Raw genomic sequence first — 13,620 nt, 5'->3', positions numbered from 1 at the left:
AAATGTCGTCGGGTCTGGGCGAGTCCGAACGACGCCGATCGTAGAAATTCACGGTGTAGAGCGAGCCTGGTCGTATATTTCACCATACTCCTGGCTGAACAGACCAGCAAAGGGGAACTTTCATAGTGACCGACTTGAACAGTGGGGTATGGTCGCTCGGTTCACCGGGGGGACCATCGGTGATCCGTCGGTTCAGTGGGTGCTCCTGGTGGAGATTGGATACGATTTCGTACACGCGCTCGATCCGCTGGTTCTCTCTGCAGGAATCCTGGCGTTCGTTCTGCTCGCGACGGGTGGCTGGTGGCTCTACCGATGGGTCAACCGACCGCCCGGCACACAACTCAAGCGGGTCCTCTCCGCCCACGACGAGGTAACGGTATTGATGCACCCGAATCCGGATCCGGACGCCATGGCCTGTGCGATGGGAATCGCCGCCCTCGCCGAGAGCGTCGAGACGGACGCCATCTTACAGTATCCCGGACAGATTCGTCACCAGGAAAATCGGGCGTTCCGAACCGTCCTCGAACTCGACCTCGAGAAGATCGAATCGTCCGCCGAACTCGCGACTGATGCGATCGTCCTGGTCGATCACAACACCGCCCGCGGCTTCACGGGTTCCCAGGACGTCGAACCGATCGCCGTCGTCGATCACCACCCTGGAAACGGGGCCGGAACACAGTTTACCGACGTCCGTCCGGAGTACGGCGCCGCCGCCACGATCGTTGCCGAATACTTCCAGGAAATCGGCGCACGACTCGAAACCGAAATCGAAGACGACGATCGAAACGGCGGGCCTATCGTATCGAAAGAACTCGCGACGGGACTGCTCTACGGTATACAGTCGGACACGAACCAGCTAACCAAAGGCTGTACACCGGCTGAGTTCGCCGCCGCCGCGTTCCTGTTCGACGGCATCGACGAGGCCGAACTCGACCGGATCGCCAACCCGCAGGTTGCAGACGAGGTGTTGCAGACGAAAGCGGATGCCATACGGAACAAACGCGTAAACGGTTCGTTCGCGATCTGCGACGTCGGCGAGATCGAAAACGTCGATGCGATTCCGCAAGCGGCTGACGAGTTGATGCACCTGGAAGGCGTCACGGCCGTCGTCGTGTTCGGCGAGTCGAAGGGGACGCTTCACCTCTCGGGTCGCTCACGCGACGACCGCGTTCACATGGGCGAGACGTTGCGCCACGTCGTCAGCGACATCCCGATGGCGTCGGCCGGCGGCCACGCGCGGATGGGCGGCGGCCAGCTTTCGATCGAGCATATGAACGGACTCGGACCGTCGGACGGCGTGAGCAAGGACGAGTTCGAATCGAGACTCTTTGCCGCCCTCGCCGGCGAGCGATAACAACTACCCAACCGAACGTGCTGTCGCAGCCGCTATACAGCTGTGACGACGGACTGTGCCAGTGATTTGTCCGCTTTTGGCTAGCGAATCTCCTTCCACTCCGAGCCACAATCCGGACAGCGACGGATCGTCGTAATCGAGTCGGGGTCATTCTCCGTCTTCAGCGATTTATCGCATTCGGCGCAGGTGACCCGCTCGTACGTGTCTTTGACGAGTTCGCCTTCGCGGAGTGCCTTCCGGATGGATTTCATGTTTCGGGGCTACGAAGGACGGGGAGAAAAAGACCCGTGTCGCTTCAAAGACATATCGGATCGAAACGTTTGACACGGCCAGGGCCGTCGGTCGACTCGTGATGAATACACCAGGCGGACGAATTAGCCCCCGTACGGGCGTCTTCGGGTCGCTTTGCGTCCTCGTCTTCCTGGTCAATTTCGCCCGAATCATCTACGCCCCGCTGTTGGAACCGTTCCGTACGACGTTCGGAGTCAGTGCGGGCGCGGTCGGGCTGCTCGCCACGCTGGTCTGGATCGGCAGCGCGGCCCCCCGATTTCCGACGGGATACCTTCTCACCAAGTATCCGAGACACCGAGTCGTCCTCGCGTCGGGTCTGGTACTCGCCGGATCGTCACTTCTCGCCGCGAGTGCCCCAACCTTTCGGCTACTCGCGGGCGCGACGGTTCTCGTGGGCGTCGGAAGCGGCATCTACTTCGTCGCGGCGAGCCCGCTCATCGGGCAACTCTATCCCGGACAGGTCGGCCGGGCGATCGGTATCCACGGGACGGCGAGCCAACTCGCTGCCGTCGTCGCCCCGGGAGTCGTCGGCGCCGTCCTCGCGGTCACCCTCTGGCCGTTCGCCCCGTGGCGGGCGCTGTTCGTCCTCCTCGGGATCGCCGCGCTCGGTTCGTCGATCCTGTTTTCGATCGCCGCGCGTCGCTCGGCGGCGACGACGACCGGCTCGCTGGATCTCGATCTCCGAACCGCGATTCGCTCGCAGTGGCGATTGATACTGGCGGGTATCGCGGTGGTCGGACTCGCCGGGATGGTCTGGAACGGGGTCTTCAACTTCTACGTCACCTACCTCGTCGAGGCCAAGGGACTATCCGAAACGCGCGCACGGACGGCGCTCACCGTCGTCTTCGCGACGGGCGTTCCCGCGTTCTGGTTCGCCGGCGTGCTCGCGGATCGATTGCCGTTCGTCCCGCTGCTGCTCGCCATTTTGTTCGGATTCGTCCTCGCGCTGGGCGGGCTCGTGGCGGTCGGCGGCTATCTGGCGATTCTCGCCGTCTCCGCCGCGCTCGGATTCGTCATCCACTGCCTGTTTCCGGTGACGGATACCTACATACTCGCCTCGCTCCCGGAAACGTATCGAGGGAGCGGATACGCGGCGTTCAGCGGAACGATGATGCCGATTCAGGCCGTCGGCAGCGTGTTCGTCGGGTTGCTCGTCGACGCCGGAATCACGTTCGACGCCGTGTTCGTCTGGATGGCGATTGCGACCGGGTCGTTGACGGCCGTCCTTACGATCCTCGCACTCGTCGGCCGGTTCCCATCGGGTGTAAATCGGTGATCGACCGACGGCGTCGCCGATCGGTGAGTCACCACTGCACGCGGTGACGCACATCAGAAAAATTTTACGGCTCGGTTCGTCGTACTACGTATAATGGACCGCGATGGAACGGATCCCGACCCATCGTCACCCGAAACCGATACGGCAGGCGAGACGTCCACCATCGGCTCGCTCCCGACGTCGATTCGCCGCCGTATCGTCGATGCGCGCGAGAGCTTCGGCGGTCGAAACGACGCGTCGCGGTACGAACGAGTGACAGACCGAATACGAATCGACACGCGGTCGCTCGCCGTCTTCCGAGTCGCCATCGGCCTGCTCGTGATCGCCGATCTCCTCCTCAGGTCGCGAAACTTTGGGTTCTACTACACAGACGATGGCGTCGTTACACAAGAGCTCGCGGAACTGTACTCACCGGACGGCGCGTTCTCCGTGTACTACTTCGTCTCCGATCCCGCGCTCATCGCGGCCCTGTTCGTCCTCCAGGGACTCATCGCCGTCCAGTTGATCGTCGGATTCAAGACCCGGATCGCGATGGTTCTGACATTCCTCGGAGTCATCTCGCTCGACTATCACAACCCGCTCGTCCTCTCGTACGCCGATACCCTGTTTCGGCTGCTCTGTTTCTGGGCCATATTCTTACCGCTCGGCGAGCGCTTCTCGATCGACGCAGTACAGCGTCGCCGGCCGGCCCGACCGTCCATCGTGAGCGTCGCCTCGGCACTGATACTCGGCCAGATGGTGTACATGTATTTCCGAAACGGGCTCCACAAACGTAACGACAGTACGGGGCTCTGGCAAAGCGGCGACGCCGCGCCGCTCGTCTTCGGTCTGGACGAGATGACGTTTCTTCTCGGCGATTTCATGCGACAATTTCCCACGCTGATCGGTTACGGCGGGACGATGTGGTACTACATGATGTTGCTCTCGCCGCTGCTGTTGCTCGCTTCGGGTCGTGTCAGGTACCTCATCGCCTTCGTGTTCGTCGGCGGGCACGCGTCGTTCGCTCTCACCGTCCGTATCGGTGCGTTCGCCTACGTGGCGATGGCCGGTCTAATCCTGTTCTTGCAGGCGCCGTTCTGGGCCGACGCGAGGACCGTACTCTCGAAGTTTGGCCTGCGTGATCGCGCCGACAAGTTCCGGCATCGCCTGTCGGCCCGCGGGGTCGCACTCGCGGGCGCCGTTCCGACCGTCTCGTTCGATTCCGATCTCCACCGCGATCTGAAAGCGTCGTTGTACACCGCCACGCTCGGCGTTGTCGTCATCGGATTGGCCATCATCTGGCTGTCGTCAGGCCTCGCTCTGGCCGGGGCGACAGACGGACCGATCGAACGAACCGTATTCGATACGGAAGAGACCGTTCAGGACACCAAGGCGAGTTTCGGCATCCAACAACCGGACTGGAGCGTCTTCGCACCGACCCCGCGGACGACGGATCGCTACTACGTATTCCCAGCAGAAACGGCAGAGGGCGAGTACATCGACGTGTTCAACGACGGACGAACGTTGACCTACGATCGACCGTACGAGCAACTGCAAAAACAACACGACACGTACCGACAGCGCTTTTATATGAACAGTATCAGGCGCGCCGACGACGAGGGTGATCTAGCGCCGAAACTGCTGGCCGAGCACCTCTGTGAGACGTGGGAAGACGAACACGGGATCGAACTCGTCCGAATCAACATTTACTCGGTCAGCGAGTCGATCACGATGGAGACGATCGACGCACCCGAACACCGAGAACGCACCGAACGGCGCCACTCGGAACACGCCTGCGGTGACGTCGAACCGGGACCGATCGCTCCACCCGCCCACGTCGACGACATCGTGGGAGACACCGGCACGTGAAAACCGACGTCGAACGACCGAGACAGATCCGTGGATGTATTGATGGTGGAGCCGAAGTCTCTGGCGATGGAGTACGTCCAGGAACGGATTACGACGCTTCACGACCTGACCGGGCGTGGGCCGCCGGCGATCGACCGCACGCTCGCCGAGACGGCGGTCGTCGTACCCATGACCGATCGGGAGCACGCGAGTCTCGCCACCGAGCGCGTGCTCTCGACGCTCGAACGGGTCGACGTCGCCGAGGTGTTCGTTCCGGTCCGCGCACCGGCCGATCGGATCGAAGCGTTCGACGCCTGGCTCCGTACGTTCGACCTCCCACTTACGACGCTGTGGTGTAACGCACCGGCGGTCGAACGGCGACTCGCAGACGTGGGTCTCGACGACGAGGCCGGCAAGGGACACGACGTCTGGCTCGCCCTCGGTCCGGCAGCCGACGCGGCCGCCTCGATCGTCGTTCACGATGCCGACGTCGCCAGCTACGACCGCCACCACGTCGAGCGATTGCTCACACCGCTTTCGATGGGTTACGAGTTCTCGAAGGGCTACTACGCACGCGTCGAGAACGACCAACTCTACGGTCGACTCTATCGGCTACTGTACGCACCGCTGCTTCGAGCGCTCGCCGACGAGCACGATTCAGACGTGATAGAGTATCTCGACTCGTTCAGATACGCCCTCGCTGGCGAGTTCGCGATGAGCCAGGCGCTCGCACGGACGGTGCGCCCGCCGCGTTCGTGGGGACTCGAAGTCGGAACGCTCGGGGATGCGTACGCCCACGCCGGCTTCGCCGACACCGCACAGGTCGACCTCGGACGGCACGAGCACGACCACCGCGCCGTCGCCGGCGAAACCGGCCTCGAGGGGATGAGCCGATCGGTCGCCGAAACGCTCTTTCAGGTCCTCGAATCGAACGGCGTCGAGCCGACCTACGTGGACCTGCGCGAACGGTACCTCGCGGCCGGCGATCGACTGGTCGAGCAGTACCGGGCCGACGCTCGGTACAATTCTCTCGCGTACGACGCGGCCGACGAGCGATCGCAACTCCGGCGGTACGTCGACGCGATCGAACCCCCTGGGCCGGATCGCCGGCGGCCGAGCTGGGAAGCGGCGCCGCTAGACCCGGTGGAGATCGTCGAACTGGCGAAACCGATCGCCGAGGGCGAAACTAGACCCATCCACCGCTGATCGGCACGCCGACCCGTATTTTGCCGTACCGCCCGTCGCTTGCGTACCCGGAACGCGGGTCGACCGACGACGGGAACAGGACGACCCGCTGGGAACGGCGTCGAGCGCAAGAGTCTAACCATCACACGACATTGCGACGAGCATGGAACCGACGCCGGACGAGTTAGCGGGGATCGTCGATCTCTTCGGCGCCGTGACCGACGGCGAGTTACGACGATCCTGCGAGGAACTCGCCGCCAGGACGGGCGGTGATACCGGGACAGATGATCGCGTTGGCGACGCGATCGACGACGCGCTCACCGGGTTCGAACTGGTCGAATACGCAGTCGACGGCCAAACGGGCTACGTCGTCGGCCCGACGGCCTTTCCGGAGCCGCCGACTCACGCCGAAGATCTTCCCCACATCCTCGACGTCCCGCGTCGGTCGATCGATCGGGACGTGGCCGGTACGAACGCACGAGAACGGTTCGAAGCGGGCGTCGACGCCGCGATCGACGGGAACGACGGGGATCGCGCTCGCACCCTGATAGACGTGAGTTACGACATCGAGGCCTGGGCCCCGGTCGAACTCGAAGTGTACCGCGACGACCTCGAAACGGTGATCGAGTGAGATGGCGCGCGTTTCGTTCGATCCAATCGTGTCGTTCGAACCGACCGCGATCGGAGACCAGCCGAACGACGCCGCGGTGATCGTACCGATCGTCGAGCGGCGCGACGAACACGCGATCCTGGTCACGAAGCGAGCCGACCACCTCGGCGAACATCCGGGTCAGATGAGCTTTCCCGGTGGCGGGGCCGAACCGGACGATCAAAGCTTGCTCGAGACCGCGACGCGAGAAGCCGAAGAAGAGATCGGGCTCACACCGGCGGAAACCTCGGTTGTCGGTCGGCTCGACGACATTCGAACGGTGACCGAGTACGCCGTCACACCGTTCGTCGCTCGCGTGCCGGATCGTCGGTACGTGCCAAACGACGACGAGGTCGCCGAAATCGCGATCGTTCCCCTGGCGCAATTTCTCGATCCAGGAAACGTCGAATTCGAGACGCGGTACCACCCAGCGTACGGCGAGATCGTCGTCCACTATTTCCACGTCGACGGCTACACCGTGTGGGGTGCAACGGCTCGAATGCTGGTTCAGTTACTCGAGCTGGCGACACCGTTTCGCGCACCCGAATTGGACGATAGCGCAACCGTCGCCTCCGGTACCCAGACCGACGTGGACAGCCCCGAGTGAGCAGACGTCCGACGAGGATCCCGAGTGAGCAGATACTCGCTGAGGGTCGCGAGTAAACAGACGTCCGACGAGGGTCACGAGGAAGCAGATGTCCGAGTATGCGGAACGCCACACTTTTGTACACCGGTGTACACCGTTCGAGCACATGGTCTCACAGACGATGGATCGAGTTCCGAACCGTTTCTAATCAGCCCATCGTCTCGGACGGTGATCGTCGATGCTGAACGAAGTCACGAGTGGCGACTCTCGGCCCAATGCGATCGGGCTGGACGGCGTGGCCGTAAAACCCACCGAGAGTGACCTCTATCGCATCGACGACCTCCCCGTCGAGACGATCGCAATCGATTACGAAGGGACCGACACGTTTCCCGATCGTCGGCTTCTCGACACCCTCGCGAAACGACACAACGTTCGGGTAACCACGCCCATCCGCGCGGACGGGTTCGACCCGCTCGGCGACGAGTCGCTCGTCTCGGAGATCCCCGACGCGGTCGGGCGCGTCCTCGTCGCCGGCCACCCGGCGTATCTCACGGACCGAGAGCGACGGCGAGCCGTCGCTCCGCGGCTGGGATCGGCCGTCGATTCCGACCCCGGCGCGTGGGTCGGGACCGAGAGCGTCGAACGAATCGCGCTGGCGACCGGCGCTCCCCAGTTCGAGTTGCTCTCCCGGACGACCGAACGCGAGATCAGGGCGCTACGAGCCGCCGGATTCACCGGCGAAATCGCCGTCTACGCGCCGACGGTCTGCACCGACGATCACGACGCGATCTTAGATGCCGTCGGGGCGTACGTCGGTCGCCGCCGACCGATCAGCCGGTCGCTGCCCGAAGGGGCGCCGACCGATTCGACCGCCACCGGCGACGTTCGGACGACGCTCCTCGAGGGAGCAAAAACGTACGCGCTCGTCGGCGACGAGTCGACGGTTCGCGAGTCGATAGAACGGTTGCGAGCGGTCGGCGTCACCACCGTGATCGGCTACCCCGCCCGCGGGCTCGACGCGCTCTTCGAGGAGCCGAGGTGATGGCCGAAACCACCCACACGTAAGTAGATCCCGTGCTGAGTGGCAGGTATGCCCACACTCGCGACTATGACGACCGAGGACGCGGCCGACGCGTTCGAATCGGCGGCCGTCGGGGTCCTTCCGACCGGCAGCACCGAACAGCACGGTCCGGCACTTCCGTTAGGCATGGACCACCTGGCAGCCGAAGCGTTCGCCAGCGCCGTCGCCGATCGGGACGACACGATCGTGTTGCCGACGATTCCGGTGGGCGTCAGCCCACACCACATGCAGTTCGACGGCTCGTTGACGGTGTCCGAAGAGACGTTCACCAACTACGTCTCGGAAACGATCTCGAGTGTCGCCGAACACGGACTCTCGAAGGTCGTCATCGTCAACGGACACGGCGGCAACGTGAGCGCGCTGAGTCGAGCGGCCAGAGAGTTACGCGAGACGCAAGTTGCCTACGCACCGACGTGGAACTGGTGGGACGCCGTTGCCGATCTTGCCGACGAGCTGTTCGACGAGGTTGGCGGACACGCCGACGCGTCCGAATCGAGCCTCATCTGGCACCTCCACGAGGAACTGGTCGAGCCCGACGCGCTTGAAGACGCCGAAGGTCGCGGGGCGGACGGCTGGGGGAAGACCGTACACGGATCCCAGATCGGCTTCGATACCATCGACTTCACCGAGAGCGGTGCCGTTGGTAAACCGAGCCAGGCGAGCCCGGAGAAGGGAGCGCAGCTCTACGAAGAAGGAGTCGCCGAACTCGAGGCGTTGCTGGAGTGGCTGGCCGACAGATCGGTCGAAGACTGCTGGCAACGATCGCACCGATGATCGAAGACGATCCGGCCGGGGAGGTGGCGATCGGCGCAGACGTCTTCGTCGACGACGGTGCCGGTCTATCAGTCGCGGTCGTCGGCGCCGGAGCCGTCGGGGCGACCTGCGCGTACGACCTCGCCCGTCGGGGCACCGAGGTGACGCTCTTCGAGCGTGGCTCCGTCGGAAGCGGCTCTAGCGGCCGAGCCGCGGGCGTCTGTTACGACGCGTTCGCCGATCGCGTCGACGCAGAAATCGGTCGGGAGTCGATCGAACGGTTCCGACGGCTCTCCGGCGACGACACGTTCCCGTTCACCGAGTGCCCGTACGTCTGGTTCGCCAGAGAGGGAGACGACGACGTCGCAAGGGAGGTCTCGGCGAGCGTCGAACGAATGCAATCGCACGGAATCGTCGCCGTCGAGATGGACGGCGAGCTCCTCGGTGATCGATTCGAGGCGCTACGAACGGACGACGTCGCCGTCGCCGGCGTCTCCGGAGGCGCCGGCTACACCGATCCCGGCCGGTACACGGCCTGTCTGGCCGCCGCCGCGAGCGGCGCGGGTGCGACGATACGGACCGACACGGCGGTCGAACTATCGACCGATCCACCGGGCGTGATCGTTCCCGGTTCTGGTGAGTCAGAACCGTTCGACGCCGTCGTCGTTACGGCTGGATCGCACACGAAGCGACTGATCGCCGACGCGGGGATACCGATCCCGATGAAACCGTACCGGGTGCAGGCGCTCGTCGCCGACGAACCGTACACCGAACCGATGTGTTTCGACGCGTCCGCCGACGTCTACGTTCGCCCCCATCCCGACGGGTTACTGGCGGGAGACGGGACCGAACGGGTCGAAGCGGACCCCGACTCCTGGAACCGGGATGCGTCGGCCGGCTTCGCTGAATCGGTGCTCGCGGAGGTGAGCCATCGGTTTCCGGCGTTCGACCCGTCCACTGTCCGCGCCTGGGCCGGGCTGTGTACGGCAACACCTGACGGAAATCCGCTCGTCGGCGAGATCGAAGACGGCGTCTTCCTGGCGACGGGGTTCCAGGGTCACGGCTTCATGCGCGCACCGGCCATCGGCGACCGCCTCGCGCGACAGGTACTCGGCGAAATCGGAATCGACGCGTTCGATCCGTGTCGGTTCGACGGCGACGAGTCGTTCGATATCGTGCCGGGAATGACGATCGAATCCGATAGCTAGGAGCGTACGCAAAGTTAAATCGTAGAACTCAGTTGGGCGTCGAAGCGTCGCGTACTCACGACAGCGCCCGCAGTCAGTCGTCGATCGGAATCTGTTCTCCGGCCGGTTCCGCCCGCGTCTCTGGTGATTCTTTCGGCAGTTCGATTCGGACGGTTCCGACGCTCGTGAGCCGGGCTTCGGCCTCGTTCGCGTCGACGATTGCGTCGTCTGGTAACGAAATCGATCCGGAGAGGGTCGTCGTTCGGCCCCAGAATCGTCTCTCGAACCTATCAGAGTTGAGATGGTTTCGGTCACAGGTTACCGTCACGCGCCCATCTAGATACCGGATGTCGAGGTCGGATGACTCGACGCCCGGCGTGTCGACGGCCACGAGGTAACTCGTCTCGTTCTCGAGTAGATCGGCGTCCACTGGTCGGATAGACTGTACCGATCGCGTCGCACGACCGACGCCTCGATAGAGCCGATCGCCGAGGGACCGGACGACCGTACGTGGATTCATCGAATGCCACCTCGCTCGGAGACGGCCAGCGGGGCGGGACAAGGGAGGGAATGGTTCGGTTCCATCGACTCGATAGATGTACAACGACGGTGTTTATACTTCTTGTGATGGGCAAAAATAATCGTCAGACGAAGTTGCGCCTGCTGACACGTCGTCGAGACCGGTGTTACAAGCCGACGGGTTCGAGACAGTCGGTTCCGCCACAGACGGGACAGGAGACGGACGTCGCGTCGTGGTCGTCCGGAACGTCGTAGGTGTAGTGGTTCTCGAAGAGATCGAGGTAGCACGTCGATTCGGTACAGACGAATTCTTCGGTCGGTGGCATGGCTCGACGGTGGGGCGGCAGTCCCTTCAACGCTCGGTCACCGGCTATCCGGGCAGGGCCAGTGACGACTGGATTACGGGGATCGAGCCCGGTGAGTCAACGTTTTCACCCTCGACCCGCTACGGAGGCCCATGACCGACCCCGAGAACCTCTCCGTGACGATCGTCGACGGCTACGTCGACGAACCCGCACACTTCGGGGTACCACCGTACCTCTCGACGTATCCGCGCTTTACGGCCGGCGCGCTCGTCGACGCGGGCGTCCCGCGCGAGCAGATCACGTATCACACCATCGACGCGCTCAGAGACGAGAAACGCCGATGGCGCGACGTCGACGGGGCGGATCTCACGATCTATCTCGGCGGGATGACCGTCCCCGGGAAGTACGTCGGCGGGACGCCGGCCGAACCGGACGAGGTCAGAGAGATCGCCTGGACGGCCAACGGCGTCTCGATGATGGGCGGTCCGGTGAAGTTCGGCGTCGGCGACGCGAACGAGGGCGCCATCGAGACCGAACGGCAGGATTTAGACTTCGACTTCGTCGCGAAGGGAGACGTCGAAGCGGCGGCGTACGACCTCGTTCGAAACGGGTTGGAAGGGTTCGGCGATCGGATGCGCGACGTTCCCGAGGTGACTCGCTGGGCGAGACTGGGCGCGTTCATCGTGGAGCAACATCCCGGCCATCCCGAGTACCTCATCTGTGAACTCGAAACCTCGCGCGGGTGTGCCTATCGCTGTTCGTTTTGCACCGAACCGCTCTACGGCAACCCGTCATTTCGACCGCCCGAGAGCGTCGTCGACGAGGTAGACGCGCTCGCGAACCATGGCGTCGAGCACTTCAGGCTCGGTCGGCAGGCGGACATTCTCGCCTACGGCGGCGACGGCGAAGCCCCGAACCCGAATGCCCTTCGCGAACTGTACGAGGGCATTCGAACCGTGGCTCCGGACCTCCAGACGCTTCATCTCGACAATATGAATCCGGTCACGATCGCGAAGTGGCCGGACGAATCCCGCGAGTGTATCCGGACGATCGCTGCGTACAACACGCCCGGAGACACCGCCGCGTTCGGCCTCGAATCCGCCGATCCCGCCGTCCAGGAGGAAAATAACCTCGCCGTAAGCACCGAGGAGTGTCTCGAGGCGATACGCGTGGTCAACGAGGAGGCCGGATGGCGCCCGGGTGACGACCCCGCGGACGCGCCGACATTCGGACCGGAGGCGTCGGACCGATTGCCGAAACTCCTGCCCGGGATCAACCTCGTCCACGGGCTCGCAGGGGAACGTCCAGAAACCTACGAGTACAATCTGGAATTCCTGCATCGCGTCTACGAGGAGGGGCTGTTACTCAGACGAATTAACGTACGGCAGGTGATGGCGTTCGCCGGTACCGAGATGTCTGAGACCGGCGCCGAGATCGCCCAGGCGCACAAGGATCAGTTCAAACCGTACAAGCGCCAGGTTCGCGAGGAGATCGACAGACCGATGCTCGAGCGACTGGCTCCGCCGGGGACCGTGTTGCCGGACGTCCACCTCGAGTACCACCAGGACGGCTACACCTTCGGTCGACAACTCGGAACGTACCCGCTACTCGTCGGTATCCCGGGTGAACGTCCGCTCGGCGAGACGCTCGACGTCGCCGTCGTCGATCACGGCTATCGATCCGTGACCGGAGTCCCGCACCCGCTCGATCTGAACGATGCCTCGCTCGACGAGCTGACGGCGATTCCGGGGATCGGCAACTCGCGAGCCGGGTCGATCGTCGTTAACCGTCCGTACGACTCGATCGACGAGATCGAACCCACCGACGGCCTAGATCTCGAACGGTTCGGCACCGTCGATAACCAAGATGCTATCGCTCGGAGCCGACAACCGGTAGAGTAATCGACGCGAGTCGCCCATTCGAGTAACCGACACCAGCGTGTTCACTCCTCGATCGAGAATCCGACGCGAGAGTGATCGACCCGCTCGGGAACTGCCAGGGCCCGACCTTCCGATACATCTGGTGACATCGACGTATTTTCCAAGACGATCGATAATATCCATCGGCACGGGGTCGGTAGTTCTAATAGTATTGGACCAGTTGGGTCGCGTGAGGATCTCGCTATGGAAATCTCTGAAAAGCTCCTGTGTCTGTTCAGCACGGACGTTTCCGAAGAAGACGACCGGTATCTCATCGAAGTACCCAAACACGAAATCACGACGGGCGACGTCGAGCCCGGAACGGTCTACCGGGTGGCGCTGATCGAACGCTCGACGAACGCGCAGAGTGAGTCCACGACGTCGGCCGCGCAGTCGACGCAGACCCGCACGGACGAGCCACAGCCGCCGGTCGACGTCGGCGAAACGCGATACGTCGAGATCGAGGACATCGGCAAACAGGGCGACGGCATCGCTCGAGTCGAACGCGGCTACGTCATCATCGTCCCGGGCGCCGACGTTGGCGAGCGAGTCAAGGTCGAAGTGAGCGAGGTCAAATCGAACTTCGCCGTCGGAGAAATTATCGAAGACACCTTCTGAACGGTATCGACGACACTCCGACGATTCGTGCGGAGGCTCGGCTCGATCACACACGGCACGTATCCACTTC

General features: G+C 63.4%; 14 protein-coding genes. 11 read left to right on the top strand and 3 right to left on the bottom strand.

Annotation, left to right across the window (positions count from 1 at the left end; all coding sequences use genetic code 11):
• Positions 1–148: 148 nt before the first annotated feature.
• On the top strand, positions 149–1,354 hold the full coding sequence (locus NKH31_RS14595; protein ID WP_254862522.1) for a DHH family phosphoesterase: 1,206 nt from the start codon (positions 149–151) through the stop codon (positions 1,352–1,354).
• 80 nt (positions 1,355–1,434) lie between these two features.
• Here the strand turns inward: NKH31_RS14595 and NKH31_RS14590 are convergent, their stop codons facing one another.
• Positions 1,435–1,605 (bottom strand): HVO_0758 family zinc finger protein, encoded by a 171-nt coding sequence (locus tag NKH31_RS14590; RefSeq protein ID WP_254862521.1) that lies wholly within the window; start codon positions 1,603–1,605, stop codon positions 1,435–1,437.
• Positions 1,606–1,706: 101 nt separating this feature from the next.
• On the opposite strand from NKH31_RS14590, the gene NKH31_RS14585 reads away from it, so the two are divergent.
• From NKH31_RS14585 to NKH31_RS14550, 8 genes are all read left to right on the top strand, one after another.
• Positions 1,707–2,921 carry an MFS transporter gene (locus NKH31_RS14585; RefSeq protein WP_254862520.1) on the top strand — a complete coding sequence of 405 codons (1,215 nt, stop codon included), beginning with the start codon at positions 1,707–1,709 and terminating at the stop codon, positions 2,919–2,921.
• Positions 2,922–3,014: 93 nt separating this feature from the next.
• On the top strand, positions 3,015–4,769 hold the full coding sequence (locus NKH31_RS14580) for an HTTM domain-containing protein (RefSeq protein ID WP_254862519.1): 1,755 nt from the start codon (positions 3,015–3,017) through the stop codon (positions 4,767–4,769).
• A 66-nt stretch (positions 4,770–4,835) separates the two neighbouring features.
• The gene (locus NKH31_RS14575; RefSeq protein WP_254864821.1) at positions 4,836–5,954 is read left to right on the top strand and encodes a glycosyltransferase family protein; all 1,119 of its coding nucleotides are present in this window, start codon (positions 4,836–4,838) and stop codon (positions 5,952–5,954) included.
• Positions 5,955–6,096: 142 nt separating this feature from the next.
• A complete protein-coding gene (locus NKH31_RS14570; RefSeq protein ID WP_254862518.1) occupies positions 6,097–6,564 on the top strand; it encodes a DUF7109 family protein in 468 nt (155 codons plus the stop codon).
• A 1-nt stretch (position 6,565) separates the two neighbouring features.
• A complete protein-coding gene (locus tag NKH31_RS14565; RefSeq protein WP_254862517.1) occupies positions 6,566–7,189 on the top strand; it encodes an NUDIX hydrolase in 624 nt (207 codons plus the stop codon).
• A 217-nt stretch (positions 7,190–7,406) separates the two neighbouring features.
• On the top strand, positions 7,407–8,210 hold the full coding sequence (locus NKH31_RS14560; RefSeq protein ID WP_254862516.1) for a DUF7388 family protein: 804 nt from the start codon (positions 7,407–7,409) through the stop codon (positions 8,208–8,210).
• A 48-nt stretch (positions 8,211–8,258) separates the two neighbouring features.
• The gene (locus tag NKH31_RS14555; RefSeq protein WP_254862515.1) at positions 8,259–9,023 is read left to right on the top strand and encodes a creatininase family protein; all 765 of its coding nucleotides are present in this window, start codon (positions 8,259–8,261) and stop codon (positions 9,021–9,023) included.
• Positions 9,020–10,210, top strand: a complete 1,191-nt coding sequence (locus tag NKH31_RS14550; protein ID WP_254862514.1) for an NAD(P)/FAD-dependent oxidoreductase — start codon at positions 9,020–9,022, stop codon at positions 10,208–10,210. Before NKH31_RS14555 ends, NKH31_RS14550 begins: the two co-directional genes overlap by 4 nt.
• Positions 10,211–10,283: 73 nt before the next feature.
• Here NKH31_RS14550 and NKH31_RS14545 read toward each other — a convergent pair whose 3' ends face one another.
• Both NKH31_RS14545 and NKH31_RS14540 read right to left on the bottom strand, forming a co-directional pair.
• Entirely contained in the window at positions 10,284–10,709 is a 426-nt protein-coding gene (locus NKH31_RS14545) for an Hsp20/alpha crystallin family protein (RefSeq protein ID WP_254862513.1), read from the bottom strand.
• 166 nt (positions 10,710–10,875) lie between these two features.
• Positions 10,876–11,034 (bottom strand): DUF7559 family protein, encoded by a 159-nt coding sequence (locus NKH31_RS14540; RefSeq protein ID WP_254862512.1) that lies wholly within the window; start codon positions 11,032–11,034, stop codon positions 10,876–10,878.
• Between the two features lie 131 nt (positions 11,035–11,165).
• On the opposite strand from NKH31_RS14540, the gene NKH31_RS14535 reads away from it, so the two are divergent.
• Complete coding sequence (locus tag NKH31_RS14535) at positions 11,166–12,914, top strand: radical SAM protein (RefSeq protein WP_254862511.1); 1,749 nt, start codon at positions 11,166–11,168, stop codon at positions 12,912–12,914.
• A gap of 222 nt (positions 12,915–13,136) precedes the next feature.
• A complete protein-coding gene (locus NKH31_RS14530; RefSeq protein ID WP_254862510.1) occupies positions 13,137–13,550 on the top strand; it encodes a TRAM domain-containing protein in 414 nt (137 codons plus the stop codon).
• Positions 13,551–13,620 lie beyond the last annotated feature (70 nt).

The sequence above is a fragment of the Halovivax gelatinilyticus genome, assembly GCF_024300625.1.
In the GTDB taxonomy this organism is placed as follows: domain Archaea; phylum Halobacteriota; class Halobacteria; order Halobacteriales; family Natrialbaceae; genus Halovivax; species Halovivax gelatinilyticus.
Note: the sequence above shows the minus strand (reverse complement) of the source record. Positions and strands in the feature narration are given on the sequence as shown.

Bases quoted from the DNA above. Each gene is read 5' to 3' on its own strand.
- NKH31_RS14595 (WP_254862522.1), top strand. From the start codon at position 149: ATGGTCGCTCGGTTCACCGGGGGGACCATCGGTGATCCGTCGGTTCAG.
- NKH31_RS14590 (WP_254862521.1), bottom strand. From the start codon at position 1,605: ATGAAATCCATCCGGAAGGCACTCCGCGAAGGCGAACTCGTCAAAGAC.
- NKH31_RS14585 (WP_254862520.1), top strand. From the start codon at position 1,707: ATGAATACACCAGGCGGACGAATTAGCCCCCGTACGGGCGTCTTCGGG.
- NKH31_RS14580 (WP_254862519.1), top strand. From the start codon at position 3,015: ATGGACCGCGATGGAACGGATCCCGACCCATCGTCACCCGAAACCGAT.
- NKH31_RS14575 (WP_254864821.1), top strand. From the start codon at position 4,836: ATGGAGTACGTCCAGGAACGGATTACGACGCTTCACGACCTGACCGGG.
- NKH31_RS14570 (WP_254862518.1), top strand. From the start codon at position 6,097: ATGGAACCGACGCCGGACGAGTTAGCGGGGATCGTCGATCTCTTCGGC.
- NKH31_RS14565 (WP_254862517.1), top strand. From the start codon at position 6,566: ATGGCGCGCGTTTCGTTCGATCCAATCGTGTCGTTCGAACCGACCGCG.
- NKH31_RS14560 (WP_254862516.1), top strand. From the start codon at position 7,407: ATGCTGAACGAAGTCACGAGTGGCGACTCTCGGCCCAATGCGATCGGG.
- NKH31_RS14555 (WP_254862515.1), top strand. From the start codon at position 8,259: ATGCCCACACTCGCGACTATGACGACCGAGGACGCGGCCGACGCGTTC.
- NKH31_RS14550 (WP_254862514.1), top strand. From the start codon at position 9,020: ATGATCGAAGACGATCCGGCCGGGGAGGTGGCGATCGGCGCAGACGTC.
- NKH31_RS14545 (WP_254862513.1), bottom strand. From the start codon at position 10,709: ATGAATCCACGTACGGTCGTCCGGTCCCTCGGCGATCGGCTCTATCGA.
- NKH31_RS14540 (WP_254862512.1), bottom strand. From the start codon at position 11,034: ATGCCACCGACCGAAGAATTCGTCTGTACCGAATCGACGTGCTACCTC.
- NKH31_RS14535 (WP_254862511.1), top strand. From the start codon at position 11,166: ATGACCGACCCCGAGAACCTCTCCGTGACGATCGTCGACGGCTACGTC.
- NKH31_RS14530 (WP_254862510.1), top strand. From the start codon at position 13,137: ATGGAAATCTCTGAAAAGCTCCTGTGTCTGTTCAGCACGGACGTTTCC.